The organism is Stutzerimonas decontaminans (assembly GCF_000661915.1).
GTDB lineage: Bacteria > Pseudomonadota > Gammaproteobacteria > Pseudomonadales > Pseudomonadaceae > Stutzerimonas > Stutzerimonas decontaminans.
In genome coordinates this window covers 857697-881205 of record NZ_CP007509.1, presented here as the reverse complement: position 1 = coordinate 881205, position 23509 = coordinate 857697, and the positions used below count along the sequence as shown (strand labels likewise).

Genomic DNA, 23509 nt, shown 5'->3' with positions numbered 1-23509 from the left:
GGGCGGAAAACGGTCACCGGCCGCTTCCACGCGTCTCAGACGCACGACGCAAGCATCCGGTGGGTAAGGCTGCGCCGTTATCCACCGGACGCCTGCGAACTCACGCGATCCGTAGGTGGATAACGGCCAACCGCCTTTTCCAAGCGTCAGTATTCGACCTGCAGTTCGGCGCTACTCGGCTCGGCCTGGCAGGCGAGTGTCCAACCCTGGCGCACCTCACTTTCGCTCAACACCTGGTTGCTGCGCATGCTCACGCTACCCTCCACCACCCGGCACTTGCAGGCGGCGCAGACACCCGAGCGGCACGCGCTCGGTGGTTGCAGGCCGGCCTGTTCCATGGCCTCCAGCAACACCTCGCCGCGCGGTACGTCCAGCTCGTGGCGACGGCCGTCGAGCGCAACCCGCAGGCGACTGCGACGGCCACCCGCTGCGGCCGTCGGCGCTGCGGCAGCAAAGCGCTCCAAGTGAATGCGCGCAGCACCCACACCCAGCTCGCCAAGCGCGGCACCGGCGGCATTCATGAACGGTTGCGGCCCGCAGATGAAGGCGTCGGCGGCTGGCCAGTCAGCGATTTTCGTGGCAATCGCCGGGCCGCTCGGAACACCCTGCTCAGCATCCAGCCAGATGCGCAGCTGCAGACGCTCGGGGTAACGCGCAGACCACTCGGCCAGCTCCTCCGCAAAGATCAGCGAGACTGCATCGCGGCTGGCATAGAACAGGCGTACCTGCCCGCTACCCTCGGCCAGCGCCGCCTGCAGGATCGCCATCAGCGGCGTGATGCCGCTGCCGGCACCGAGCAGCAGCAGATCGCCGTCCAGGTCGTGTGGCACGAACACGCCTGCCGGCGGTAGCGCCTTGATGCAATCGCCCGCCTGCAGGTTATCCAGCAGCCAGTTCGACGCGCGACCACCGGGCACCCGCTTGATGGTGATGCGCAGCGCGCCATCCACCTGCGGCCGCTGGGACAGCGAGTAGCAGCGCAGCAGCGCCGGCGCGGTACCGGGCACCTTCAGCGTGAGGAACTGCCCCGGCTGCGCGGTAAAGCGTGCGCGCTGGGCGGCCGGCACTTGCAGGGTGAACGAGCAGCTGTCGGCGGTTTCGGCCTGGCGTGAGGCGATGCGCAGGCAGGTGAACTCACCGGCAACCGGCGTCGGCGACGATGCGAACGACGTCGCGACCGAAGCCGCTGCCGGCGCCGAGGCCGAAGTTGAAGTTGAAGCTGAAGTTGAAACCGGCCCCGACTTCGGCACGCCGCGCAGCATCGGCCATACCGCCTTGCGGCGAAAGAGCAGCACATAACCGACATGTAGGCCGATCAGCCACAACCCCAGGTTGGCGAAGAACTCGTGCACCTCTTCGGCATCGCTCATCCAGCCGATGAAATCGATGTCGCTGGCGGCGCCAAAGACATCCGTCCCCACGCCCGGCAGCGCGGCCAGCACATCGCCGTTATCGACCATGCCCAGGCCAACCAGGCTGGCGATAGAAAAGCTGCCCAGCGCGCCGACCGTCAGCCACTTGCCGATTGCCGACAGGCCCGGCTTGCGCCGCTGCCCCTTCGGCGGCAACAGCTGCGGGAAGCCGCGCAGGCGCAGCGGCACGATCAGCAAGCGCCACACCAGCAGCGCCACCAAGCCGTAGCCCAGCCAGATATGCAGCGTCTCTGCGTCGTCACCGCTGAGGTAAACGCCGAGAAAGAAACCGGCCAGCAGCCAGTGGAACAAACGAAAGCGGTTGAAGGCAGCCACGGTGGCAATCCTCGATGAGCGGAATACCTCCCTTGTATGCCCCTCAGCTGAAGCCAAGCTGAATGCCATCACCTGGCCAGATTCAGTTTGGCGTAAGGCGGTGTGCCTACGCTGCGCTCATCCACCCTGGAGACCGCGCCATGAAAGCCCACTGGATCGCCCTCGCCTGTTGCCTGAGCCTGCCGGCCCTGGCCGAAACCGAACACCCACTGCTGGCCGGCTACACCGCCCAGGCGCGCCAGGAGAATCCGAACTTCGCCGGTTTCTCCGCCGAGCGCGGAAAGGCCCTGTACTTCGCCGAGGAGCAGCGCAACGGCAAGACCATGAGCTGCACCACCTGTCACACCGCCGACCCGCGTCAGCCCGGCAAGACGCCGGCGCACCGCAAGGTCGATCCGCTGGCGCCGGCAGCCAACCCCGAGCGCTTCACCGACCTGAAGAAGGTCGAGAAATGGTTCCGCCGCAACTGCGACGACGTCTACGCCCGTGAATGCACCGCGCAGGAAAAGGGCGACTTCATCAGCTGGATCGACAGCGTCAAGTAAGGAGCCCGCCATGAAGATTGCACCCCTCGCTGCCGTCGCCGGGCTGGGCCTGACCCTGGTACTGGCCGGCCTCAGCTTCGCCGATGACGACGACCATCATCAGCGCAAGGGCTACAAGCGGCCCAAGCGCCTGGCGGTACCCAGCGACGCGCCGCTGGCGTGGAAGGAAGAATGCGCGGCCTGCCACATGCTCTATTCCCCCGGCCTGCTGCCTGCCGATGCCTGGCGCGAGCAGATGCGCACCCTGAGCGACCACTACGGCAGCAACGCGTCGCTGGACCCGGTGCAGGAACAGGAAATCCTCGACTTCCTGGTCCGCGCCTCGGCCGCCAACCACCTGCCGGTGGAGCCGTCACCGACCGCCGGCGAGCCGCCACGCATCAGCCAGACGCGCTGGTTCGAGCACAAGCACGACGAGGTCAGCGAAGCCAAGTTCGCCCGCGAGTCGGTCGGCGGCCGCTTCAACTGCGTGGCCTGCCATCGCGACGCCGAACGCGGCGACTTCGATGACGACCGCGTGAAGATCCCGCGCTGAACGCCACCCGTTTCCCACTGCGGTAATCCGTAATGAACACTTCCACTCTGCGCGGCGTCCTGGCGCTGTCGCTGCTGGTCAACTGCGGCGTGCTGGGGGCGCTTGCCTGGCAGAAACTGCAAACCGACGGGCTGCCCATGCCGTCCGGCGCACCGTCCGAGCTGTAGCACCAGCTGGAGCTTAGCGCCAACCAGCTAGGGCGCTGGCATGACGGCCAAGCGCCCTAGCTGGCCCGGTTGCATGCGCTCGACAGCGAACTCGACGCCCAGCGCGGCAGCTTGTTACAGGCGCTGCTCGGCGAGCAGGTCGATCCCGCGCAGGTCGCGCGTGAGCAGGCAAAGCTCAGTGAGCTGCGCGAGGCCCGCCAGCAACTGCAGATCGATCAACTACTGAGCGAGCGCGAGCTGCTCGACGCCCGCCAGCGGCAGAAGCTGGTGAACTTCCTCGCCCGTCAGAACGCGTCGGCCGAACTGGCGTTGCTGCACGCTCAGTAGCCGCAATCCAGGCGAACGCTGCGAGCCTCTCGGCCGCGGCGCTCGCCGACCCCGCTGAGTCTCAGCCTTCCTTCGCCTTGCGCACCGGGCTCGTCCTAGGTGATTCAGTGAGCACCTCCGCACTGGCCAGCGGCACGGCCTCGCGTTCACGATCACCCGTGCGGTTGGCGAGCAGCCCGCCGGTAGCGGTCTGTAGATAGGCCTGCAGCTGGCGCAACATGGGTGCGGCGGCCTCGTCGTCATCTAGTCGCTCGCCCTGCGGATTGGCGCCCAAACGATAGCGATACAGCCGCGCTGGCTGATCCTTCGGTTGCACCAGCAGGCGCTCGCCGCGAATCATCGCCACCGTCTGATCGCTGCCCGAGGGTTTGATGATGCCGAATCCCGGATCGTCCGCCGCCAGGCTGAGCAGATCGCGGCCCCAGCACTGGTGCCGCACCTCGCCACCGAGTCGCCCCATGATGGTCGGCACAACATCGACCTGGGTGCCGACCACATCGCGGCGGCTGCCGAAGCGCTCACTGATGCCCGGGGCGATCAGCAGCAACGGCACGTTGAAGCGGAACAGGTCCATCTCGGTCACCTCCTCCGGCACGCTGAAGCCGTGATCGCCGACCACCACGAACAGCGTCTGCTTGAACCAGGGTTCATCGCGCACCCGGTCGAAGAACTGGCCCAGCGCCCAGTCCGAATAGCGCATCGCCGTCAGATGCTGATCCAGACTGCCGTGCCCCTGCACCGGCGCGACGGGCAGCTGCTCCGGCAATGCGTACGGCGTGTGGTTGGAGAGCGTCTGCAGCAGGGCATAGAACGGCTTGGTTTGATCCAGCTGGCCCAGTTCCTCAGCGGCGCGACTGAACATGTCCTGATCGGATACGCCCCAGGTCGGATCGGCCACGACCGGATCTACGTAGTCGCTGCGGCCGATGAAACGGGTCATGCCCTGGTTGCTGAAGAAGCCGGACTGGTTGTCCCAGGCGAAATCGCCGTTGTAGACGTAGAGGTCGTTGAACCCGCGCGCGCTGAGCAGCTGCGGCAGGCCCGAAAAACGGTTGCCGCCCTCGGGCGTCTGCATCAGGTACTCGAAGCCCGGCAGATTGGGGAAGCAGGCCATGCTGGCGAACATGCCCTGGTGGGTGTGGGTACCGTTGGAGAAAAAGCGGCTGAACAGCAGGCCCTCCTCGGCAAGGCGGTCGAAGCTCGGGGTAATGCCTTCCTTGCTACCCAGTGCGCCGACGTAGCGTCCGGCGAAGCTCTCCATCAGGATCACCACCACATTGCGCACCGGCAGCTGCCCGTCCGCCGGCGGCTGGAAGTCCCGGCGCACCGGCGCCAGGCCGGTATCCACCAGTCGCTCGTTGTCGGTCAGCAGCAATTCGCGGGTGATCGTCTCGGCCTGTTCGGCCGGCAGCGTTGGTTTCCAGCTGTTGTCGCGATGGCTGGAGAAGCGGTGCTTCGCGGCGTCATACAGCGAGAGCGTCGCGTTCATGCCAAGGTGGTTGGCGAACATCGACTCGGTGGTGAAGGCGTCGCCCCAGCGCAGTGGTGGCCCCTGGCGCAGCGTGCCGCGAGCGGCCACCACGCAGACCAGCACCACCAACGTGAACACGGCGGTGCGGGTATACCAGGCCGGGCCGTCGCGGCTCACGCCGGGCGAGTGAGGCGTCGGCGCACCACGCGTCAGCCGCTCCAGCCAGCCGAACAGGGCGAACATTGCTGCACTCGCCACGCCCCAGGCCGCCAGCAGCTGCAGTACCGGGAAGCCATGCCAGAGCATGCTCAACACAGTGGCCGGGTCTTCCTGCAGATACTGGAACACCAGGCTGTTGAGCCGCTGGTGAAACTCGCGATAGAAGTTCAGCTCGATCAGCCCGAGCAGGATCGTCACGCTGGCGCAGGCCCCCAACCACAGCGTCAGCAGACGCCGGGCAGCCATCATTCGCATACTCAGCACACCGAGTAGCAGTGGCAGCAGGATGTATACCGTCACCCGCAGGTCGAAGCGCAGGCCATTGCCGAACGCCTCGACGAAGCTAGCCAACGGCGTGCTGCCGATCAGTTCGCGGTTGAACAGCAGCAAGCCCAGGCGCTGCAGGGCGAACAGCAGCAGCAGCGCCAACGCACTGGCAAGGGTGAAACGCAGGTGTGCGGCCAGGCCGTTGAAACTGGGCGCCGAGCGCTCACGCCCATGGCGTCGCGGAAGAATAGGCATGAGTAACGTCCGTTCAGGGAATCAGGATCACCGCCCAAACCAGGCCGATCAGACACAGCGCCAGCAGTTGTGCGGCGCTGCCCATGTCCTTGGCCTGCTTGGAAAGCGGATGCAGTTCGAAAGAGATGCGGTCGACCGTAGCCTCGATGGCCGAATTGAGTAGCTCAACGATCAGTGCGAGAAACACCACCGCGATCAGCACGGCGCGCTCGACCCGGCTGACGTCGAGCAGCAACGCCAGCGGGATCAGCAACAGGCTCAGCCACACCAGCTGACGGAACGCCGCCTCGCCGGCATAGGCCGCCCGCAGACCAGCGAGCGAATAGCCGCAGGCGTACCAGATGCGCACCAGACCGCTGCGCCCCTTGAGGGCAGCGCCGTCGGCCACCACTGCGCTTGGCTCAGATGACATCGCAGCGCACCTCGCCGAAGCTGGCATGAGCGGCCAGTAGTCGCTGCCAGTCCTGCTCGGGCATTGCCTGCCGATGACGCCAGAGCTGGCGCAGGTCATGCCGTGCCGCAGCGCTGCGCCGCAGTCGGCGGCGGCTCTTCTCCAGATCGAGCAGTGCGACTTCGACCCAGGCCGCCGCTCCCTCGCCATTGACCCTGAGGAAGATGTGCTTGGGGTAGCAGCAACCATGCTGCCAGCGCGCCTGGTGGATGCGCGCGAGAGTAATGCCGACGGCGTCGAGCATGCGCTCCTGCACCGCATGGCCGTAATACTCGGCCATACCCTCGGAGTACCAGTCCTCCAGGCTGACGAAGCCTTTCAGCTCTGCGGTCACCAACAGCGCCTGCCACTGGCCAGCCTGCTGGCGGGTGCCGCAGTAGACCAGGTCCGGCACCCGCACGCCGAGCCGGACGAAAGCCTGCAGCGCCTGCAGCTCGCGTAGCGCCGTGGGCCGGCCAAACGGATGCAGCAATGAGCGATACAGGTGGCCGATCTGCCGTTTGCAGTACAACAGCGGCTGCTGCGGATCGCGCAGCCGTATGCGTTGCACGCCGCTTTCCCCGGCGCGGCGTTGATTGGGTTCCTCGACCCATTCGCCCTGGGTATTCCACCAACGCTGGAAGGTGCTGGTACGCGCTTCGCGGGCCGGCAGTACGAGTGGTCGGCTCATGCTCAACCCCGCTTGCGCAGCACGTAGACCCGCCACATGGCATAGCCCGGCAAAAAGTCGTTGCGGTCGAGGATGTCGAAACCGGCCTCGGCGAACTCCGCCTCGATCAGCGAGCGCGCGACGACGAAGCGGTTCTGATTGTCCTTGGCCGGTCGACGACGCTCCAGGCGCTTGCGTTTCCAGGCCTTGTAGTTGCCATCGACCCAGAGGGAAACGATCAGCGTGTCGCGCGTGACGCGATGGAATTCGCGCAGCATCGCCAGCCGATGCGCCGGATCGGCGACGTGGTGCAGCAGGCGCATGCAGAAGATGTTGTCTACCGCGTTGTCGCCCATGTCGATGGCGAAGGCCGAGGTCTGGAAGGTTTCCACCCGCTTGAGCACATCCAGCGGTTGCGACGCCTCGGCGATCGCCAGCATGTCGGCCGAATTGTCGGCGGCGAAGATCATCCGGCTTGGGTGCTCGGCCAGCAGCGGCCAGAAGCGCCCGGCGCCACAGGGCAGGTCGAGCACCAGATCGGGGTCACCGGCAATCTTCAGTGCGCGGCGCGCCATCTGTTCGTCACGCCAGTGCGATAGCCGCCGGGCCAGCCCGTCCTGGTGCTTGTGCAGATATTCGTAGGCGTGCTGGCGGTCGTACTTGCGCGAGAACTCCAGTTCGATAGGGCTCGATGTCGTCATGGCGGGCATTCCGGTTGGAAACGGAACGCCAAACTAACCAGGCGGACATCAAGGGGCTGTCAAAGGAATGTGAAAAAAACGTCAAGAGGCGCCAGCGTGAAGCCGTACCAGGAAGCAGCTGCCCTGAGGTTGCCGTGGCGTCAGACCGACTTCCCAGCCTTGGTGCGCGCAAATGCGCTTGACCAGTGAAAGTCCAAGCCCCAGTCCCTCACCGCGTTCCTCGGCACCGCGCACGAACGGCTGGAACATGCGTTCCTGCTCGGCCAGCGGAATACCCACGCCGCTGTCCTCGACACGAAAACCGCCGTCGCCCAGGACCAAGCGCACCGTGCCGCTATCGGTGTAGTGCAGCGCATTGCGCAGCAGATTGGACATCACCGCGCCGAGCAGTGTGCGGTTATACACAGCGCGGTCCTCGCCCTCCTTCAGCAGTTCGAAGGCCAGGCCCTTTTCTGCCAGCAGCGGCCCCCAGCGCTCGCTCTGCTCAGCCGCCACACTCTGCAAACTGGCGTTGCCAGCGAAGGACGCCTGTTGCGGGCGTGCCCGCGCCAGCATCAGGAAGGTTTCCACCAGATCCTGCATTTCCTCGGCGGCGCGTCGTATACGACCGGCCTGACGCTGCGCCCGCGGCGGCAGCTCGGCCTGTTCCAGCAGCTCGCAGGCGCCGAGCACGACCATCAGCGGCGTGCGCAGCTCGTGACTGACATCTGCGGTGAACAGCCGCTCGCGCTCGAGGGTCTGGCGCAACTGACCGAGGGTGCTATCGAAGGCGGCCGCCAGGTGGCCGACTTCGTCGTCGGGATACTGCAGCGCCAGCGGCGGAGCCAATGGATGCAGCTGGTCACGATGACGCACCTGATTGGCCAGGCGACTGACCGGCGCCATCACCCGGTTGGCCATCAATCGACCGAGCAGCCAGGCGCCCAGCACGGTGAGCAGAAAGCCGGCCAGGACCACATTGAACAGCGCATTCTCGCGGGCCTCGAACTCGTGCTGTTCCTGCACCAGCACGTAGCGGTTGCCGCCAATGTCGCGCACATAGACGTAGTAGGCCTCGTCATCGCGCACCAACTCGGTGAAGCCCGCACCCAGCGTCGCAAACGCATCCGGCATCGGGTGCTCGGGCAGATGCGAGGCGAAGAAATGAGTGCTGGCATCCAGCTGCGGCGGCCGCCCCTTCGCCAGGTCTTCATTGAGCACGATATCCATATCGCGGCTCAGCTCCTCGGTGACCAGCTGCTCTTCGATGAAATGCACCACGCCGACGATGCCGAGCGCGAAAGCACCGCTCACCACCAGAGTCATCAGGGTGAAGGCGATGACGATCCGTCGCGCCAGCGGCTGCTTAGCGAGCATCGCTTTCCTCCGCCAGACGGAAACCGACACCGTGCACGGTGTGCAGCAGCGGCTTGTCGAAGGGCTTGTCGAGCACCTGGCGCAGCTGGTGGATATGGCTACGCAGGCTATCGCTTTCGGGCAGGTCCTCGCCCCACAGCGCTTCCTCCAGCACTTCACGGCGCACCACTGCGGGGCTGCGCTGCATCAGCAGCGCCAGCAGCTTGTGGCCGATGGGGTTGAGGCGGACGGGCTGACCGCCACGGCTGACCTCCAGCGTATCCAGGTCGTAGCAGAGATCGGCGACCTGCAGCTGGCGTTTGCGCGAGCCCTGGCAACGTCGCAGGATCGCCTCTATACGGGCCACCAGCTCCGACAACGCGAAGGGTTTGATCAGATAATCGTCGGCCCCGGCACTCAGCCCCTGCAGGCGGTCGGCCAGCGCATCGCGGGCGGTGAGCATGATGATCGGGGTATCCCGTCCGGCATCCTCGCGCAACCGCTTGCAGACCTGATAGCCGTCGATCCCGGGCAGCATGATGTCCAGCACGATCAGGTCGTAGTGCTCGGTCGCGGCCAGGTGCAGGCCGCTGAGGCCATCCTGAGCACAATCCACCACGTACCCCTTGAGTTCGAGGTAGTCCAGCACGTTGGCCAGGATGTCACGGTTATCTTCAATGACGAGGATGCGCATATAGGCTCGCTAGCAGGCAAATGACGGAATTTTCACGCCTTCTTTACGAAGGGCTCACAAGCGGGTGCGCAGACTTCAGCGCGTTCAAACTCACCCGCGGATCATACGATGACACTCCTGCGCCATGCTCAACTTCGTTATCTGTCGCTGCTTGCCGGCCTCTGGTTTGGCGTTTTTCTGATCACCCGCGGCGCCTTGCTGTTTGCCCACTGGCAGGATGCAGCTGCCGCCCCGGGCGAGCTGTTGCGCGTCTTTGCTCTGGGTACGATCTATGACCTGGCGTTCCTGATCTTTGCCACATTGCCCCTGGGCTGCTACCTCATACTGTGTCCGCAGCGGCTCTGGGCGAATCGCTGGCATCAGCGCGGGCTCACCCTGCTGCTGGCCCTGAGTCTCTACGCCATGCTATTCACCGGGCTCGCCGAATGGCTGTTCTGGGACGAGTTCGGCGTGCGCTTCAATTTCATCGCGGTCGACTACCTGGTCTATTCCGACGAGGTGCTGCGCAACATCCTCGAGTCGTACCCGGTCTTTGCGCTGTTGGCCCTGCTGGCACTGATCACGTTACTTGCCACCGCCGTGCTGCAAGCGCCGCTCAAACGAGCTCTGGGCGCACCAAGCCTGCCCTGGCGGGGCCGCGCAACGGTACTCGCCAGCCTGTTGGGCGCTGCGACTGCCAGTGCACTGATCGTCGGCCAGGACTTCCCGCGTGGCAATGGCGGCAACGCCTATCAACGGGAGCTGGCGAGCAATGGCCCGTTCCAGTTCTTTGCCGCCTTTCGCAACAATGAACTGGACTACCCGCAGTTCTACGCCACCCTGCCCGACAACGAGATCGGCAACCGCCTGCGCCAGGAAGTCGCCGAGCCGAATGCGCGCTTTCTCGGTCAAGACCCGCTGGACATCCGCCGGGCGATCGACAACCCCGGCCAGCCGCGCCATCTGAACGTCGTGCTGGTGACCATCGAGAGCCTCAGCGCCAAGTACCTGGATAACTTCGGCGACGCGCGCGGGCTAACCCCCAACCTTGACAAGCTGCGCAAGCAGAGCCTGACCTTCACCAACTTCTACGCCACCGGCACGCGCACCGACCGTGGCTTGGAGGCGATCACCCTGTCCGTGCCGCCGACCCCGGGGCGCTCGATCGTCAAGCGCGTCGGTCGCGAGAGCGGTTTCGCCAGCCTCGGCCAGCAGCTCGGCGCGCAGGGCTACGACAGCGTGTTCCTCTACGGCGGGCGCGGCTACTTCGACAACATGAGCGCCTTTTTCGGCGGCAACGGCTACCGTGTGGTCGACCAGAGCAGCGCCGACGAGGCGGACATCCACTTCAAGAATGCCTGGGGCATGGCCGACGAGGACCTCTATGCGCTAGCCATGCGCGAGGCCGATGCTGACCATGCGGCCGGCAAGCCGTTCCTGCTGCAGCTGATGACCACCTCCAACCACCGTCCCTACACCTACCCGGACGGGCGCATCGACATTCCCTCGGGCGAGGGCCGCGAAGGTGCGGTGAAGTACACCGACTATGCTATCGGCCAGTTCCTCGACGAGGCGCGGCGCAAGCCCTGGTTCAAGGACACGCTGTTCGTCTTCGTCGCCGACCATACCGCCGGCAGCGCCGGCTCGCAGGACCTGCCGGTGGCCAACTACCACATCCCGCTGTTCATCTACGCGCCGGGCCAGATCGAACCACGCGAGTTCTCCGGCGTGGCCAGCCAGATCGACCTGGCGCCGACCCTGCTCGGCCTGCTGAACATGGATTACGTGTCGACGTTCTTCGGCCGCAACCTGTTGCGCGAGGATGCCCTCCGGGCCGCGCGCTGATCGGCAACTACCAGCACCTGGGCCTGTTCGACGGCCGCGACCTAGCAATCCTCAGCCCACGCCTGCAGGTGCGTCGCCATGACGAGGCACTGCGTTCGAGCCGCGAATCCCAGGCACCGCTGACTGACCCGCTGGTGCAGCGCGACATCGCCTACTACCAGGGCGCCAGCCACGACTACAGCCAAGGCCTGCTCAGCTGGCAGACACCCGCGCCGCACGGCAATCAGCTCAGCCAACGCTAACCCGACCGGCGCCCTGCACGGGCGCCTCTGGAGATCCGATGCCCGCTCTACCCGACCGTTCCGGCCAAAGCCGCCCTTTCAACTTCGCCCTCGGTTTCGGCGTGCCGGCCATATTGATGCTGGCGCTGCTGATCGGCGATCCGACTCAGCTTGATTTCGCCTTTTCCCGACTGTTCTATGAACCCGGCGTCGGCTTCGTCGGCCGGCACAGCTGGCTGCTCGAAGACTTTCTGCATGACCGTGTCAAGCAAGCGGTGATCGCCATCGGCGTGCTGGCCATCGCTGGCTTCCTGCTCAGCCTGCTGCCGACGCGCCTGGCGCGCTGGCGTCGCCCTCTAGGCTATCTGGTGTTGGCGCTGGGCATCTCAACCAGCATCGTCACTCCGCTGAAGACGCTCACTGGCGTGCATTGCCCCTGGAGCCTGACCGACTTCGGCGGTAGCGAGACTTTTACTTCACTGCTGGCCGAACGCGTGCCGACGCTCAAGCCCGGGCGCTGCTGGCCAGGTGGCCACGCCTCGGCGGGCTTCTCGCTGCTGGCGCTGTTCTTCGTGTTGCGCGACCCTCGCCCGCGGTTGGCGCGCTACGCTCTCGGACTGGCCCTGGGCCTGGGTCTGATTCTTTCACTGGGACGGGTAATGCAGGGGGCACACTTTCTCTCGCACAACCTCTGGACGCTGCTGTTCGACTGGACCATCTGCCTGGCCTGCTATCGGCTGCTGCTCTACCGCACGGCGGAGCAGCCGATCACCCTGGCCGAACCGGCGATTTAACGAACAGGCCATGCCCAGGCGTGTGAGCGGTCTCGAGCGCGAACGGGCACGGCGCAACAGGCGCTGCGCTGCGACGCTCCCACGCAAGGCTTGGAACGATCAATCCTGCTGGTCTAGGCGCTGCCTTCTTCGCGGCCAAGCCCGCTCCCACAAGGTTTAATCTTGCCCGCGACGCCCGTAGGCGCGGTCTCAACCGCGAACGGGCACGCAGCACAGCTCAGTGACGCAAGGCCTGGGCTTTGGCCTGGTCGATATGGCGCCGCCATTCGCGGTCGCGCTCGCGCTCCATCGCGCTGCTGCGCCAGCTATCCAGCCCACCACTGCTGGCCTGCATCGCCTGGCATTGCCGGTAGCCGTCGTCCCAGCCCTCGGCATACAGCGGCTGGTTCATGTAGCGCGGTACGTCCTTGCGAAACTGCGCCAGCGCACCGGCAGCCTGACGCCCGCTGGCACAGCCCGCGCGAAAGCCTTCTGCGTACTCCGGCGGATAGCCGTCACCCGCCAGAGGGCCAGGGGCGCTCTGGCAACCATTCAGGGAAAACGCGGCGAGCAGCGCGGCGAGCAACGCACCGCGCTGACGTGAGGACACGCGGTGCCGACCGGCACGGGGAAACGAAGGCAACGAACGAGAGAACATCAATGTACCTGACGCAAGGGAAAGGATCGCCAACGCGGCGCAGCCGCCAAGGTGACGATTGCAGTCTGCGTGGCCAGGCGTCAGGGTTTCGTCAAGCGCCCGTGAATGAATCGTGAAGACACGTCGACGCCCCGCCCACTCCTCGCGTCGAGCGTCAGGCCGGGCCCCGCAGGCCTAGCCCTCCTCGCGGCGGAAGCTGTAGAACAGGTTCGGCTCGCTGACCACATACAGCGTGCCGTCGTTGTCGAGGGTCACGCCTTCGGCTTGTGCAGCCGTACGTTGCAGGTCACTGAACAGGCCGTTGAGGCTGCGATAACTGAGCATGCGCCCATCGCCGCTGAGCTCCATCAGCAAATGCGATTCGTCGCTGAGCAAGATCAGGTGGCCGGTCTCAGCATCGAAATGAATGTCCGAGAGGTCGGTGGCGAACACCTGGCTGGCGATCCAGTCGCTGCGGTCGTGGATCGCCAGTTGCAATTCGCCGTCAAGGCTGGCGGCAACACCGCTGACCTCATAGAGCTGACGCGGATCACGCTCCTTGACGATGAACAGGCGGTCGCCCACGGCATCGTAGGTCACCCCCTCGAAGCCCTTGTTGCCGTTGAGGTTGATGCCCAGGGAAAAGAACTTCGCCTCGGAAACGTCGATGCTGCGCGGCTGCGTGGGCAGCTGGAAAATACTGATCCGCTGGGCACGCTCGTCCGACACCGCCACTCGCCCATTCCCCATGTAGGTAAGCCCCTCGATATCGCCGAAGCCTTCCAGAGGAAAGCGCTCGAGCAGCTCACCACTCTTGCTCAAAGCAACGATCTCGGTCGGCCCACCATTGAACACGCCGAGCAAGCGGTCGAGATCGGCGTCATAGGTAATGGACGACAAATTACGCGGGACACCCTGGATCGGCTTTGCATCAATCACGACCCGGTAGCCCGGCAGCCAGCGCAGCGCCGGGTCAAACACGCGGACGTTCAACTGGTGGGTCAGGTAGAAGTACAGCCGATCGTTCCAGTGCAGCGCGATGCTCATGCCCAGGCCGATCAGCAGCAAGGCGAGCAGAGCGAACAGCCGGTAGCTGCGGCCGACGCGCAGGCCGATGCGTTGCGCGGTGGTGGGGTGGATCTGCATCATCTGGTATTCCTCATGGCTGGCGCGGCCAGCGTCGTATCTGCAAACAAGGAGCTTTCCGTTGTCCGGCCTGTCCCGCTTCAAGGCCCGCCTGCAAGGCTGGGCGCGCACGCTCAAGCGCGACGTCATGACGCTCTGGTTCTGCGCGCGCCACCCCGGCGCGCCCTGGTGGCTGCGCCTGCTGGTCGTGGTGCTGGTGGCCTACGCACTGAGCCCGATCGACCTGATCCCCGACTTCATCCCGCTGCTCGGCTACCTCGACGACCTGCTTCTGCTGCCGCTCGGCATCTGGCTGGTGGTTCGCCTGATGCCCGACGCCGTGCTCGCCGAATGCCGTAAACAGGCGGCGGACTGGGCGCAACGCAATGAGGCTCGCCCGGTCAGTCGGGCCGCTGCCGCGGTGGTGCTGCTAATCTGGATCGCACTTGCCAGCGCCACCGGCTACTGGCTGCTCGGTCCGGAGCGCGGCTGAACATAGCTCAGCAAATGTGAAGAAATTGTCAGCGTGCCAGGCGCGCCGACGCTTAAGACTGCCTTAAGTTTGTCCCCCAACAATGCGGCCCAGGCTTCTAACCGAGGTTCCCCGATGGAACTGCCCTGGGTTGATCACACCGATGTACTGGCACGCATTGGCCGCGAGCCGTCGCTCTGCCTGCAACTGGCGCAGGCCGACGCAGGCGAGCGGCGTGCCGCGCTGGAACGCTTCATTCGCCAACGCTTCGCCGAGCATTATCAGGCACGGGTGCGCCACTTCATGCCCTGCCTGCTCGGCCTGCATGACCAGAACGGCGCGGTGCAGGGCGCGGTCGGCCTGCGCAGCGCCCAGCGCCGCCCGCTGTTTCTCGAGCGCTATCTGGACGAGCCGATCGAACAGGCCGTGAGCCAGCGTTGCGGCCGCGAGGTGACACGCGAGGAAATCGTCGAGGTCGGCAACCTGGCTGCCTTCGGCAATGCCTCGGCGCGGCTGCTGATCGTCGCGCTGACCGACCTGCTGGTCGCCCAGGGTTTTCGCTGGGTGGTCTTTACCGGCACGCCAGCCCTGCTCAACAGCTTCCAGCGTCTGGCCCTCGACCCGCTGCCGCTCGGCCTGGCCGACCCGACACGCATGGGCGAGGAGCTGGCCGACTGGGGCAGCTACTACGCCTGCCGGCCGCAGCTGATGGCCGGCGAGATCCTGCCGGGCCACCAGCGTTTGCTACAACTCGGCGTGTATGCCCGCCTCGGCTATCAGCCGCTGTTCGACGCCAGCGAGGTGCCCCATGCAGCCTGCAGCTGAGCGTTTCTGGGCGATGCTTGAACAGCACAACGGCATCGCCCTGAGCGAAGGGCCGCGCCAGCTGAGCTATGCCGAGCTGCGCCACGAGGTCGCGACCCGTGCTAGCCAGCTGGAACAGCTCGGCGTGCAGCGCGTTGCCCTGGCGCTGGACAACGGCCTGGAATGGGCGTTGTGGGACCTGGCGCTGCTGCGCGCCGAGCTGGTTTGCGTGCCGCTGCCGGGCTTCTTTTCCCCGGCGCAGCAGGAGCATGTGCTGCAACACGCCGGCATCGACTGCCTGATCGGCGCCGCCAGCCCGCTCAGCGAGCGCTGCGGCTTCCGCCCGACCGCCTCCGGGCTGCTGCAGCGCGAGCCGGATGCCGTCACCACGGTGCCGGCCGGTACGCTGAAGATCACCTACACCTCCGGCACCACCGGCCAGCCCAAGGGCGTCTGCCTGGATGCCGAAGCGCAGCTGGCGGTGGCCGAGAGCCTGTGGCAGGCCAGCCTGCCGTGTGGCGTACGCCAGCACCTGTGCGTGCTGCCGCTGGCGACCCTGCTGGAGAACATCGCCGGGCTCTATGCGCCGCTGCTGGCCAGTGCGCGGGTCGAGCTGCGCCCACTGGCGGAGATCGGCTTCAGCGGCGCGGCGGGCTTCGAGCTGCCCCGCCTGCTTGCCACGCTGCAGGCAAGCCAGCCGCACAGCCTGATCCTGCTGCCGCAGCTGCTGCTGGCGCTGGTCAGCGCCGCCGAACAGGGCGTACCGCTGCCGACTTCGCTGCGCTTTATCGCCGTCGGTGGCGGCCGCGTGGCGCCGCAGCTGCTGGAACGCGCCGAGCGCCTTGGGTTGCCGGTATTCGAGGGCTACGGCCTTTCCGAATGCGCCTCGGTGGTCTGCCTGAACACGCCTGAGGCGCGACGCATCGGCACGGTCGGCCGACCGCTGCCCCACGTCGAAGTACGCCTGGCCGATGACGGCGAGGTGCTGGTGCGCGGCCCGCACATGCTCGGTTATCTCGGCGAACCGCAGCTCACCGAAGAGTGGCTGCCAACCGGCGACCTCGGCCATTTCGAGGACGGCTTCCTGGTCCTGCACGGGCGCAAGAAACATCAGTTCGTCACCGCCTACGGGCGCAACGTCAACCCGGAATGGGTCGAGGCCGAGCTGGTGCAGCAGGCGCCGATTGCCCAGGCCTGGCTGCATGGCGAGGCGCTGGCGCAGAACGTCGCGGTGCTGGTGCCGCGACGCGCCGAACTCGGCGATGCCGAACTGCAGGCGGCGGTCGAGCGGGTCAACGCTGGCCTGCCGGACTACGCCCGCGTGCACCACTGGCTGCGCGCCGCTGAGCCCTTCAACGCCGGCAACGGCCTGGCCACCGCCAACGGCCGGCTACGTCGGAACGCCCTCTTCAACCATTACCAATCGGCGTTCAACGCCCTTCCGTCCTGACTTTCGAGGCTCACCATGGATTTCTTCGACCAGTTGCAACACCAGACCAATGCCGAGCGCGAATACCTGCTTGGCGCGCCGATCATCCACGCCGCGCTCGCCGGCACCGCGACCCGTGCGCAGTACATCGCCTTCCTCACCCAGGCCTACCATCACGTCAAGCACACCGTGCCGCTGTTGATGGCTTGCGGCGCACGCCTGCCGGAGCGCCTGGAGTGGCTGCGCGAGGCGATCGCCGAATACATCGAGGAAGAGATTGGCCATCAGGAATGGATCCTCAACGATATCCGCGCCTGCGGCGGCGATGCCGAAGCGGTGCGCCACGGCCAACCGGCGCTGCCCACCGAGCTGATGGTCGCCTACGTCTACGACCGCATCGCGCGGCACAACCCGGCGAGCTTCTTCGGCATGGTCAATGTGCTCGAAGGCACCAGCATCGCCCTGGCGACCCAGGCCGCCGGCGTGCTGCAGGACAAGCTCCAGCTGCCGGCCAAGGCGTTCAGCTACCTGACCTCCCATGGCAGCCTGGACCTGGAGCACATCGAGTTCTTCAAGAAGCTGATGAACCGCCTCGACAACGAAGACGACAAAACCGCCGTGGTGCACACCGCGCGGGTAGTCTACCGCCTCTACGGCGACATCTTCCGCAGCCTGACCGCGCCGGACCACGACCATGCAGTTGCGTGACGCGCGCATCCTGCTGACCGGTGCCAGCGGCGGCATTGGCCAGGTGCTGGTCGAGCGGCTCTGCGCCGGCGGCGCACAACTGCTGCTGGTTGGGCGCGACAGTCTCGCGCTGGAAGCGCTGGCCCGCCGCTATCCAGGGCAGGTCAAGCTGGTCTGCGCCGACCTCAGCCAACGCAGCGGGCGGCAGCTGGTGCTGGAGGCCGCACGCCGCTTTGACGGCCTCAACTGCGTGATCAACGCCGCCGGGATCAACCAGTTCAGCTTGCTCGAACAGCAGGACGAAGAGGCCATCGCCCGGCTGATCGGCGTCAACGTCACCGCCACGCTGCAGCTGACCCACCTGCTGCTGCCGCTGCTGCGCCAGCAGCCACAGGCGCTGCTGGTCAACCTCGGTTCGACCTTCGGCTCCATCGGCTACCCCGGCTTCACCGCCTACTGCGCGAGCAAGTTCGCCCTGCGTGGTTTCTCCGAGGCGCTGCGCCGCGAGCTGGCCGACAGTCACATCAAGGTGCTCTACATCGCGCCCCGCGCCACCCGCACGGCGATGAACAGTGCCGACGTGGTGGCGATGAACGATGCGCTGAAGGTCGGCATGGACGACCCGCAGGCCGTCGCCCGACAGATCGTCCGCGCCATCACCGCCGAACGAGAAGAGCTTTACCTCGGCTGGCCGGAAAAACTCTTCGTGCGCCTCAACAGCCTGCTGCCGCGCCTGGTCGACCAGGCCCTGCGCAAGCAGTTGCCGGTGATCAAGCGCTTCGCCCGCGCCGAGCAGCCGCTGCCCCCCACGCCCCAGCCCAACTCAACTGGAGAACACCCATGAAGCGTCTGCTCGGCCTTTGCTCACTGATGCTGGCCCTGGCCAGCCAACCCACCTTCGCCCTCAGCCCGGCCGGCGAATCATCGCTGCGGCAGATCCAGACCCGCTGGGCGGAGATCAACTACCAGCTGCCCGCCGCACAGCGCGAGTCCAGCTTTGCCCGACTCGCAGGCGAAGCGGAAAAGGCTGTAGTCGCCGAACCGCAGGCCGCCGAGCTGCATATCTGGCACGGCATCGTGCTCAGCACCTGGGCCGGCGCCAAGGGCGGACTCGGCGCACTCGGTCTGGTCAAGCAGGCCAAGACCGAACTGGAAAAGGCCATCGAGCTCGACCCCAAGGCACTGGACGGCTCGGCCTATACCAGTCTGGCCAGCCTCTACTATCAGGTGCCCGGCTGGCCGATCGGCTTCGGCGACGACGACAAAGCCGAGGCGCTGTTCCAACAGGCGCTGGCGCTGAACCCGGACGGCATCGATCCCAACTACTTCCATGGCGATTTCCTGCTGCGCCAGAAGCGCTATGGCGAGGCCCAGGCCGCGCTGCGCAAAGCACTCGCCGCGCCTGCCCGCCCCGGTCGCGAAGTGGCCGATGCCGGGCGCCGCGAGGAAGCCCGCGCGCTGCTCGCGCAGGTCAAGGAAAAGCTGGAATAACCGGGTGCGGCGGCGTTGAATGCACAGCAATGCCGCGAACCCTTCAGGACGACAGGAACGATATGCGCATTCTGCTGGTGGAAGACGATCACGCCCTTGGCGAAGGCATCCGCACCGCGCTCAAGCCCGAGGGCTACACCGTCGACTGGCTGCAGGACGGCGCCAGCGCGTTGCACGCGCTCAGCCACGAGAGCTTCGAGCTGGCGATTCTCGACCTTGGCTTGCCGCGTATGGACGGTCTGGAACTGCTCAAGCGTTTGCGTGCCGCCGGCAACGCCGTGCCGGTGCTGGTGCTCACCGCGCGCGATGCCACCACTGATCGCATCGCCGGGCTCGATGCCGGCGCTGACGATTATCTGGTCAAGCCATTCGATGTCGCAGAACTCAAGGCCCGCCTGCGCGCCCTGCTCAGGCGCAGCTTCAATCGCCCGGAGCCGAGCCTGGAATACCGCGGCATCCTGCTCGACCCGGTCAACCAGCAGGTCAGCTACCAGGGCACGCCGATCAACCTGCCGCGCAAGGAGTTCGTCCTGCTGCATGAGCTGATTGCCCAGCCCGGCCGCGTGCTGACCCGCGATCGCCTGCAACAGGTGCTCTACGGTTGGGGCGACGAAGTCGAGAGCAACGCTCTGGAGGTGCACATCCACCATCTGCGCAAGAAGTTCTTTCCCGAACTGATTCGCACCGTGCGCGGCGTGGGCTACCTGGTGGAAAAATGCTGAGGCGCTCGATCCGCCATCGCACCCTGGCGCTGCTGCTGGGCACGCTGCTGGTCTCGCTTAGCCTGATCTCCTGGCGCAGCTATCGCGATGCGCGTCATGAGATCGAGGAGCTGTTCGACGCACAGCTGGCGCAGAGTGCGCGGCTGGTGCAAGGCTTGGTCGGCCGCGAGATGAATCCGCAAGCGCGACGCGCACTGCAGCAAGCGCTGGACGCGGCGGTGAATGCGCGCCGCGATCAGGGCGTGCCCGGCCATGATTACGAGACCAAGCTGGGCTTCCAGGTGTACGCGGCTGACGGCAGTACCGTGCTGCAATCGGCCGGCGCGCCGAATGGCGCGCTGCAGCAATTGCTGGCGGGCACCGGCGAGGCACCGACGCCTTTCGCTCGTCTGTCCGGCGGCTATCACGACGTGGTCCTCGACGACCACCTCTGGCGCCTGTTTCTGTTGCAGGACCGCGAGGACGACCTGTGGATTCTGCTCAGCGAGCGCGGCGACGTGCGCGGCGAGCTGGTGGGCAAGATCGCCCGGCGCAGCCTCTTGCCGGATCTCATTGGTCTGCCACTGCTGGCGCTGCTGATCTGGTTTGCGGTCGGCTGGGGGCTGCGTCCGCTGGCGCGCATGGCGCAGTTGCTCAAGAGCCGCGATCCCGACAATCTCGCGCCGCTGCTGCTGGCACCACTACCGCAGGAGCTGGAGCCGGTGGCCGCCTCCCTCAACCGTCTGCTGCAGCAGGTCAACCAACTGGTCGAGCGCGAAAAGCGCTTCATTGCCGACGCTGCCCATGAGCTGCGCACACCACTGGCAGTGCTGCGCATCCATGCGCAGAACGCACAACAGGCCGCCAACGACGGCGAGCGCGAGGTGGCGCTCGAGCAGCTGGTAGTCGGCGTGGACCGTACGACCCGCGTGGTCACGCAGCTGCTCACTCTGGCGCGCCTCGAGCCTAGCGCCCAGCAGTTGCGTCTGGCGCCGCTGGACCTGCGCATGCTGGCACGCGAAACACTCGCCGAGCTCACTCCGCTGGCCATCGCCCACGACCAGGAGCTGACCCTGGAGGCGGACGACCAGGCCGATTGTCGCCTCATCGGCGATGCCGCGAGCCTGACCACGCTGCTGCAGAATCTGCTGAGCAATGCACTGGAGTACACACCTCAGGGTGGGCGGATCGACGTGCAGCTGCATGGCGATGCCGAGCAGATGATCCTGGCGATTGATGACAGCGGGCCGGGCATCAGCGCCGAGCTGCGTCCACAACTGTTCGAACGCTTCTTCCGCCTCGGCAGCGGTCAGGGCGCCGGACTCGGGCTATCCATCGTCGCCCGCATCGCCGAGCTGCATGGTGCCAGCGTCGAGCTATTGGATTCGCCACTCGGCGGTCTGCGGGTCGTGGTGCGGCTTCCGCGAAACATGTCACCGCCTGCGTTCTAGCTGCGGCAACCCGTCCCGCGCTCGCTAAGCTTCGCTTAAGTTTCGCCGCCTAGAATCGCCACGTTAACCACACGCGGAGTAGGTGAAATGAACGATAGAACGGGTGCGGCGGGATACGGGCGACTGTCCATCGCCTTGCACTGGCTGATGCTGCTGTTGATCGCGGCGGTTTACGCCACCATCGAACTCAAGGGCAATTTCCCCAAGGGCAGCGAGCCGCGCGAGCTGCTCAAGCACTGGCACTTCATGCTCGGCATGACGGTGTTCGCGCTGGTCTGGCTGCGCCTGATCGCGCGCTGGCTACACCCGGCACCGCGGGCGCTTGCCGGCGCGGGTTGGGAACATGCCCTGGCCAAGTTGATGCACCTGGCGCTGTACGGGCTGATGATCGGCCTGCCGCTGCTCGGTTGGCTGACCCTGAGCGCGGCGGACAAGCCGATTCCCTTCTTCGGCCTCGAGCTGCCGGCGCTGATCGGCGCCAACCAGAAGCTCGCCGGCCAGGTCAAGGAGCTGCACGAGGCCGTGGCGGTGGCCGGCTACTGGCTGATTGGCCTGCATGCGGTGGCCGCACTGTTCCACCAATACGTGCGCCGCGACGGCACCCTGCAGCGCATGCTGCCGCGCCATCGTCAGGCCTGAAGCGCAGACGCGAAAACGCCCGGCCGACTCGCATCGGCCGGGCGTTGTCGTGTCTCAGCCGAGCAGTTCGCTGAACGGCAGGTACTGCACCAGCTCGCCTTCGGCCAGGGTGCGCTGGCATTCGACGATGGCCAGGCCGTCGGCCCAAGTCGCGGAGGTCAGCATGGCCGAACCCTGGCGTGGGAACAGACGCACCTCGAGCCGGCCATCGACCGCTTCGAGCCGCGCGCGCAGGAACTGCTGGCGCACGTTGGCCTTGCGCCAGGCGAAGCCGGCCGGCAGGCGCAGCGGCGTGACCTCGACCTGCGTGCAGCCCTGGGCGCGCAGCAGGAACGGCCGCGCCACCACCAGCGAGGTGACCAGCGCCGCCGCCGGGTTGCCGGGCAGGCCGATCCACGGCGTGCCGTTGACTTCGCCGAAGGCCAGCGGCTTGCCCGGCTGGATCGCCAGGCGCCACAGGTGCAGCTCGCCCAATTCGCGAATCGCCTGCTTAAGGTGATCCTCCTCACCCACCGAAACACCGCCCGAGGTGATGATCAGGTCGAAGCGGCTCGCCGCATCGGCCAGCGCGTCGCGGCTGGCGCCCAGATCGTCGATCAGGATCGGGTAGTCGTGCACCTCGCAGCCGAGGCTCTGCAACACGCCGAGCAGGCTGTAGCGGTTGGAGTTGTAGATCTGCCCGGCGCCCAGCGGCTCGCCCGGCTCGCGCAGTTCGTTGCCGCTGGACAGCAGCGCCACGCGCAGACGCCGGTACAACTTCACCCGCGCCACGCCGAAGGTCGCCAGCAGGCCGAGCTCCTGCGGGCGCAGACGCTTGCCGGCGTCGATCAGACGCTCGCCAGCCGCGGTTTCCTCACCCAGGCAGCGCACGTTGTCACCGGCGTTCACCGCCGGCAGCCAGATGCGATCGCCTTCGATACGGCAGTTTTCCTGCGCCACCACGGCGTCCGCGCCCGGCGGCAAAGGCGCGCCAGTGAAAATGCGCACCGCATGCCCGGCCGGCAGCTGCTGACTGGCGGCATCGCCGGCGGCGATGCGCCCGGCAAGTGGCAGCGCACCGCCCTCGGCCGGCAGATCGGCCGCGCGCAGGGCGTAGCCGTCCATCGCGCTGTTGTCCCAGGGCGGCACCGGAAAGCTCGCATCCAGCGGTTCGGCGAGCACGCGACCGAGAGCATCGCGCAGCGCGACCTCTTCCACCGCAGGCGGCGCCGGCACCCGTGCCAGCAGCTCGGCGATGGCCTCGTCAACCGGCTTCAGCCCGCCGGTATCACAGCCGCAGGCGCTCATGAGCGTGGCCCGCAGTATTCGACTGCGCTGGCCTTGAGGTGGGGGACGAAATTGCAGGGCTTGGTGCGGCTGTCCAGCTGCTCGACGAGGATCTTGTTCCAGGCGGTGCGGCAGGCGTTGGTCGAGCCCGGCAGGCAGCAGACCAGGGTGCCGTTGCTCATGCCGGCCAGCGCGCGGGACTGCACGGTGGAGGTGCCGATCTCGCCCAGCGAAACGTAGCGGAACAGCTCGCCGAAGCCGTCGACGTCCTTGTCCAGCAGCGGCTGTACCGCCTGCGGAGTGTTGTCGCGGGCGGTGAAACCGGTACCCCCGGTGATCAGCACGACCTGCACGTTCTCGCTGGCAATCCAGCTGCAGACGCGGGCGCGGATCTGCCAGATATCGTCCTTGACGATAGCCCGTTCGGCCAGGGTATGGCCGGCGCTCTGCAGGCCGTCGATCAGCGCCTGGCCGGAGGTATCGGAATCGATGTTGCGGGTGTCGCTCACCGTGAGCACCGCAATGCTCAGGGGCTGGAATTCGGTGTTGGACAGGTGAGCCATGGCTCGAAACTCCCTTGAAGATGTGTGCGCAGGCTGCACCGGCGCCGTATGCGAACCCATTC

The 23509-nt window shown here is 66.3% G+C and carries 25 protein-coding genes and 1 pseudogene; 15 read left to right on the top strand and 11 right to left on the bottom strand.

Annotated features, from left to right (window positions below):
* Positions 1-146: 146 nt before the first annotated feature.
* A complete protein-coding gene (locus tag UIB01_RS04000; RefSeq protein WP_038657093.1) occupies positions 147-1748 on the bottom strand; it encodes a 2Fe-2S iron-sulfur cluster-binding protein in 1602 nt (533 codons plus the stop codon).
* A gap of 140 nt (positions 1749-1888) precedes the next feature.
* On the opposite strand from UIB01_RS04000, the gene UIB01_RS03995 reads away from it, so the two are divergent.
* The 4 genes from UIB01_RS03995 to UIB01_RS23365 all read left to right on the top strand — a co-directional run bounded on the left by UIB01_RS03995 (position 1889) and on the right by UIB01_RS23365 (position 3322).
* Positions 1889-2293 carry a DUF1924 domain-containing protein gene (locus UIB01_RS03995; protein WP_038657091.1) on the top strand — a complete coding sequence of 135 codons (405 nt, stop codon included), beginning with the start codon at positions 1889-1891 and terminating at the stop codon, positions 2291-2293.
* A 10-nt stretch (positions 2294-2303) separates the two neighbouring features.
* Positions 2304-2828, top strand: coding sequence for a diheme cytochrome c (locus UIB01_RS03990; protein ID WP_038657089.1), 525 nt, complete (start codon positions 2304-2306; stop codon positions 2826-2828).
* A 32-nt stretch (positions 2829-2860) separates the two neighbouring features.
* The gene (locus UIB01_RS23505) at positions 2861-2995 is read left to right on the top strand and encodes a hypothetical protein (RefSeq protein WP_256044267.1); all 135 of its coding nucleotides are present in this window, start codon (positions 2861-2863) and stop codon (positions 2993-2995) included.
* 69 nt (positions 2996-3064) lie between these two features.
* Positions 3065-3322, top strand: a complete 258-nt coding sequence (locus UIB01_RS23365) for a hypothetical protein (RefSeq protein ID WP_230585288.1) — start codon at positions 3065-3067, stop codon at positions 3320-3322.
* Positions 3323-3383: 61 nt separating this feature from the next.
* On the opposite strand, the gene UIB01_RS03980 is transcribed toward UIB01_RS23365, so the two are convergent.
* The 6 genes from UIB01_RS03980 to UIB01_RS03955 form a co-directional block, all read right to left on the bottom strand.
* A complete protein-coding gene (locus UIB01_RS03980; protein WP_038657087.1) occupies positions 3384-5534 on the bottom strand; it encodes an LTA synthase family protein in 2151 nt (716 codons plus the stop codon).
* 13 nt (positions 5535-5547) lie between these two features.
* Complete coding sequence (locus UIB01_RS03975; protein ID WP_038657085.1) at positions 5548-5946, bottom strand: diacylglycerol kinase; 399 nt, start codon at positions 5944-5946, stop codon at positions 5548-5550.
* Positions 5936-6655, bottom strand: coding sequence for a lipopolysaccharide kinase InaA family protein (locus UIB01_RS03970; RefSeq protein WP_038657083.1), 720 nt, complete (start codon positions 6653-6655; stop codon positions 5936-5938). The genes UIB01_RS03975 and UIB01_RS03970 overlap by 11 nt, the downstream gene beginning before the upstream one ends.
* 2 nt (positions 6656-6657) lie before the next feature.
* Positions 6658-7335 carry a class I SAM-dependent methyltransferase gene (locus UIB01_RS03965; protein WP_038657081.1) on the bottom strand — a complete coding sequence of 226 codons (678 nt, stop codon included), beginning with the start codon at positions 7333-7335 and terminating at the stop codon, positions 6658-6660.
* An 81-nt stretch (positions 7336-7416) separates the two neighbouring features.
* Positions 7417-8691, bottom strand: coding sequence for a sensor histidine kinase (locus UIB01_RS03960; protein WP_038657079.1), 1275 nt, complete (start codon positions 8689-8691; stop codon positions 7417-7419).
* Positions 8681-9364 carry a response regulator transcription factor gene (locus tag UIB01_RS03955; RefSeq protein ID WP_038657077.1) on the bottom strand — a complete coding sequence of 228 codons (684 nt, stop codon included), beginning with the start codon at positions 9362-9364 and terminating at the stop codon, positions 8681-8683. The genes UIB01_RS03960 and UIB01_RS03955 overlap by 11 nt, the downstream gene beginning before the upstream one ends.
* Positions 9365-9472: 108 nt before the next feature.
* On the opposite strand from UIB01_RS03955, the pseudogene UIB01_RS03950 reads away from it, so the two are divergent.
* Together UIB01_RS03950 and UIB01_RS03945 are read left to right on the top strand one after the other, a co-directional pair.
* A pseudogene (locus UIB01_RS03950) lies at positions 9473-11430 on the top strand (LTA synthase family protein).
* 38 nt (positions 11431-11468) lie between these two features.
* Complete coding sequence (locus UIB01_RS03945; protein WP_038657075.1) at positions 11469-12203, top strand: phosphatase PAP2 family protein; 735 nt, start codon at positions 11469-11471, stop codon at positions 12201-12203.
* A 217-nt stretch (positions 12204-12420) separates the two neighbouring features.
* On the opposite strand, the gene UIB01_RS03940 is transcribed toward UIB01_RS03945, so the two are convergent.
* Entirely contained in the window at positions 12421-12792 is a 372-nt protein-coding gene (locus UIB01_RS03940; protein WP_230585287.1) for a hypothetical protein, read from the bottom strand.
* Between the two features lie 222 nt (positions 12793-13014).
* Positions 13015-13965, bottom strand: a complete 951-nt coding sequence (locus tag UIB01_RS03935; RefSeq protein WP_038665390.1) for an SdiA-regulated domain-containing protein — start codon at positions 13963-13965, stop codon at positions 13015-13017.
* Positions 13966-14026: 61 nt separating this feature from the next.
* Between UIB01_RS03935 and UIB01_RS03930 the strand changes: the two genes are divergently transcribed.
* The 9 genes from UIB01_RS03930 to UIB01_RS03890 all read left to right on the top strand — a co-directional run bounded on the left by UIB01_RS03930 (position 14027) and on the right by UIB01_RS03890 (position 21618).
* Entirely contained in the window at positions 14027-14437 is a 411-nt protein-coding gene (locus UIB01_RS03930; RefSeq protein ID WP_230585285.1) for a YkvA family protein, read from the top strand.
* A 114-nt stretch (positions 14438-14551) separates the two neighbouring features.
* Complete coding sequence (locus tag UIB01_RS03925) at positions 14552-15241, top strand: thermostable hemolysin (RefSeq protein ID WP_038657073.1); 690 nt, start codon at positions 14552-14554, stop codon at positions 15239-15241.
* Entirely contained in the window at positions 15225-16670 is a 1446-nt protein-coding gene (locus UIB01_RS03920; protein WP_038657072.1) for an AMP-binding protein, read from the top strand. The genes UIB01_RS03925 and UIB01_RS03920 overlap by 17 nt, the downstream gene beginning before the upstream one ends.
* 15 nt (positions 16671-16685) lie before the next feature.
* Positions 16686-17357 (top strand): iron-containing redox enzyme family protein, encoded by a 672-nt coding sequence (locus UIB01_RS03915; protein WP_038657070.1) that lies wholly within the window; start codon positions 16686-16688, stop codon positions 17355-17357.
* Complete coding sequence (locus UIB01_RS03910) at positions 17344-18180, top strand: SDR family oxidoreductase (RefSeq protein ID WP_038657068.1); 837 nt, start codon at positions 17344-17346, stop codon at positions 18178-18180. The genes UIB01_RS03915 and UIB01_RS03910 overlap by 14 nt, the downstream gene beginning before the upstream one ends.
* Positions 18177-18827, top strand: a complete 651-nt coding sequence (locus UIB01_RS03905; protein WP_038657066.1) for a tetratricopeptide repeat protein — start codon at positions 18177-18179, stop codon at positions 18825-18827. The genes UIB01_RS03910 and UIB01_RS03905 overlap by 4 nt, the downstream gene beginning before the upstream one ends.
* A 62-nt stretch (positions 18828-18889) precedes the next feature.
* The gene (locus UIB01_RS03900) at positions 18890-19549 is read left to right on the top strand and encodes a response regulator (protein WP_038657064.1); all 660 of its coding nucleotides are present in this window, start codon (positions 18890-18892) and stop codon (positions 19547-19549) included.
* On the top strand, positions 19543-20979 hold the full coding sequence (locus UIB01_RS03895) for an ATP-binding protein (protein WP_038657062.1): 1437 nt from the start codon (positions 19543-19545) through the stop codon (positions 20977-20979). The genes UIB01_RS03900 and UIB01_RS03895 overlap by 7 nt, the downstream gene beginning before the upstream one ends.
* 87 nt (positions 20980-21066) lie before the next feature.
* Positions 21067-21618 carry a cytochrome b gene (locus UIB01_RS03890; protein ID WP_038657060.1) on the top strand — a complete coding sequence of 184 codons (552 nt, stop codon included), beginning with the start codon at positions 21067-21069 and terminating at the stop codon, positions 21616-21618.
* Between the two features lie 54 nt (positions 21619-21672).
* On the opposite strand, the gene UIB01_RS03885 is transcribed toward UIB01_RS03890, so the two are convergent.
* Both UIB01_RS03885 and moaB read right to left on the bottom strand, forming a co-directional pair.
* The gene (locus UIB01_RS03885) at positions 21673-22905 is read right to left on the bottom strand and encodes a molybdopterin molybdotransferase MoeA (protein WP_038657057.1); all 1233 of its coding nucleotides are present in this window, start codon (positions 22903-22905) and stop codon (positions 21673-21675) included.
* Positions 22902-23447, bottom strand: coding sequence for a molybdenum cofactor biosynthesis protein B (gene moaB, locus UIB01_RS03880; protein ID WP_014821507.1), 546 nt, complete (start codon positions 23445-23447; stop codon positions 22902-22904). Before moaB ends, UIB01_RS03885 begins: the two co-directional genes overlap by 4 nt.
* Positions 23448-23509 lie beyond the last annotated feature (62 nt).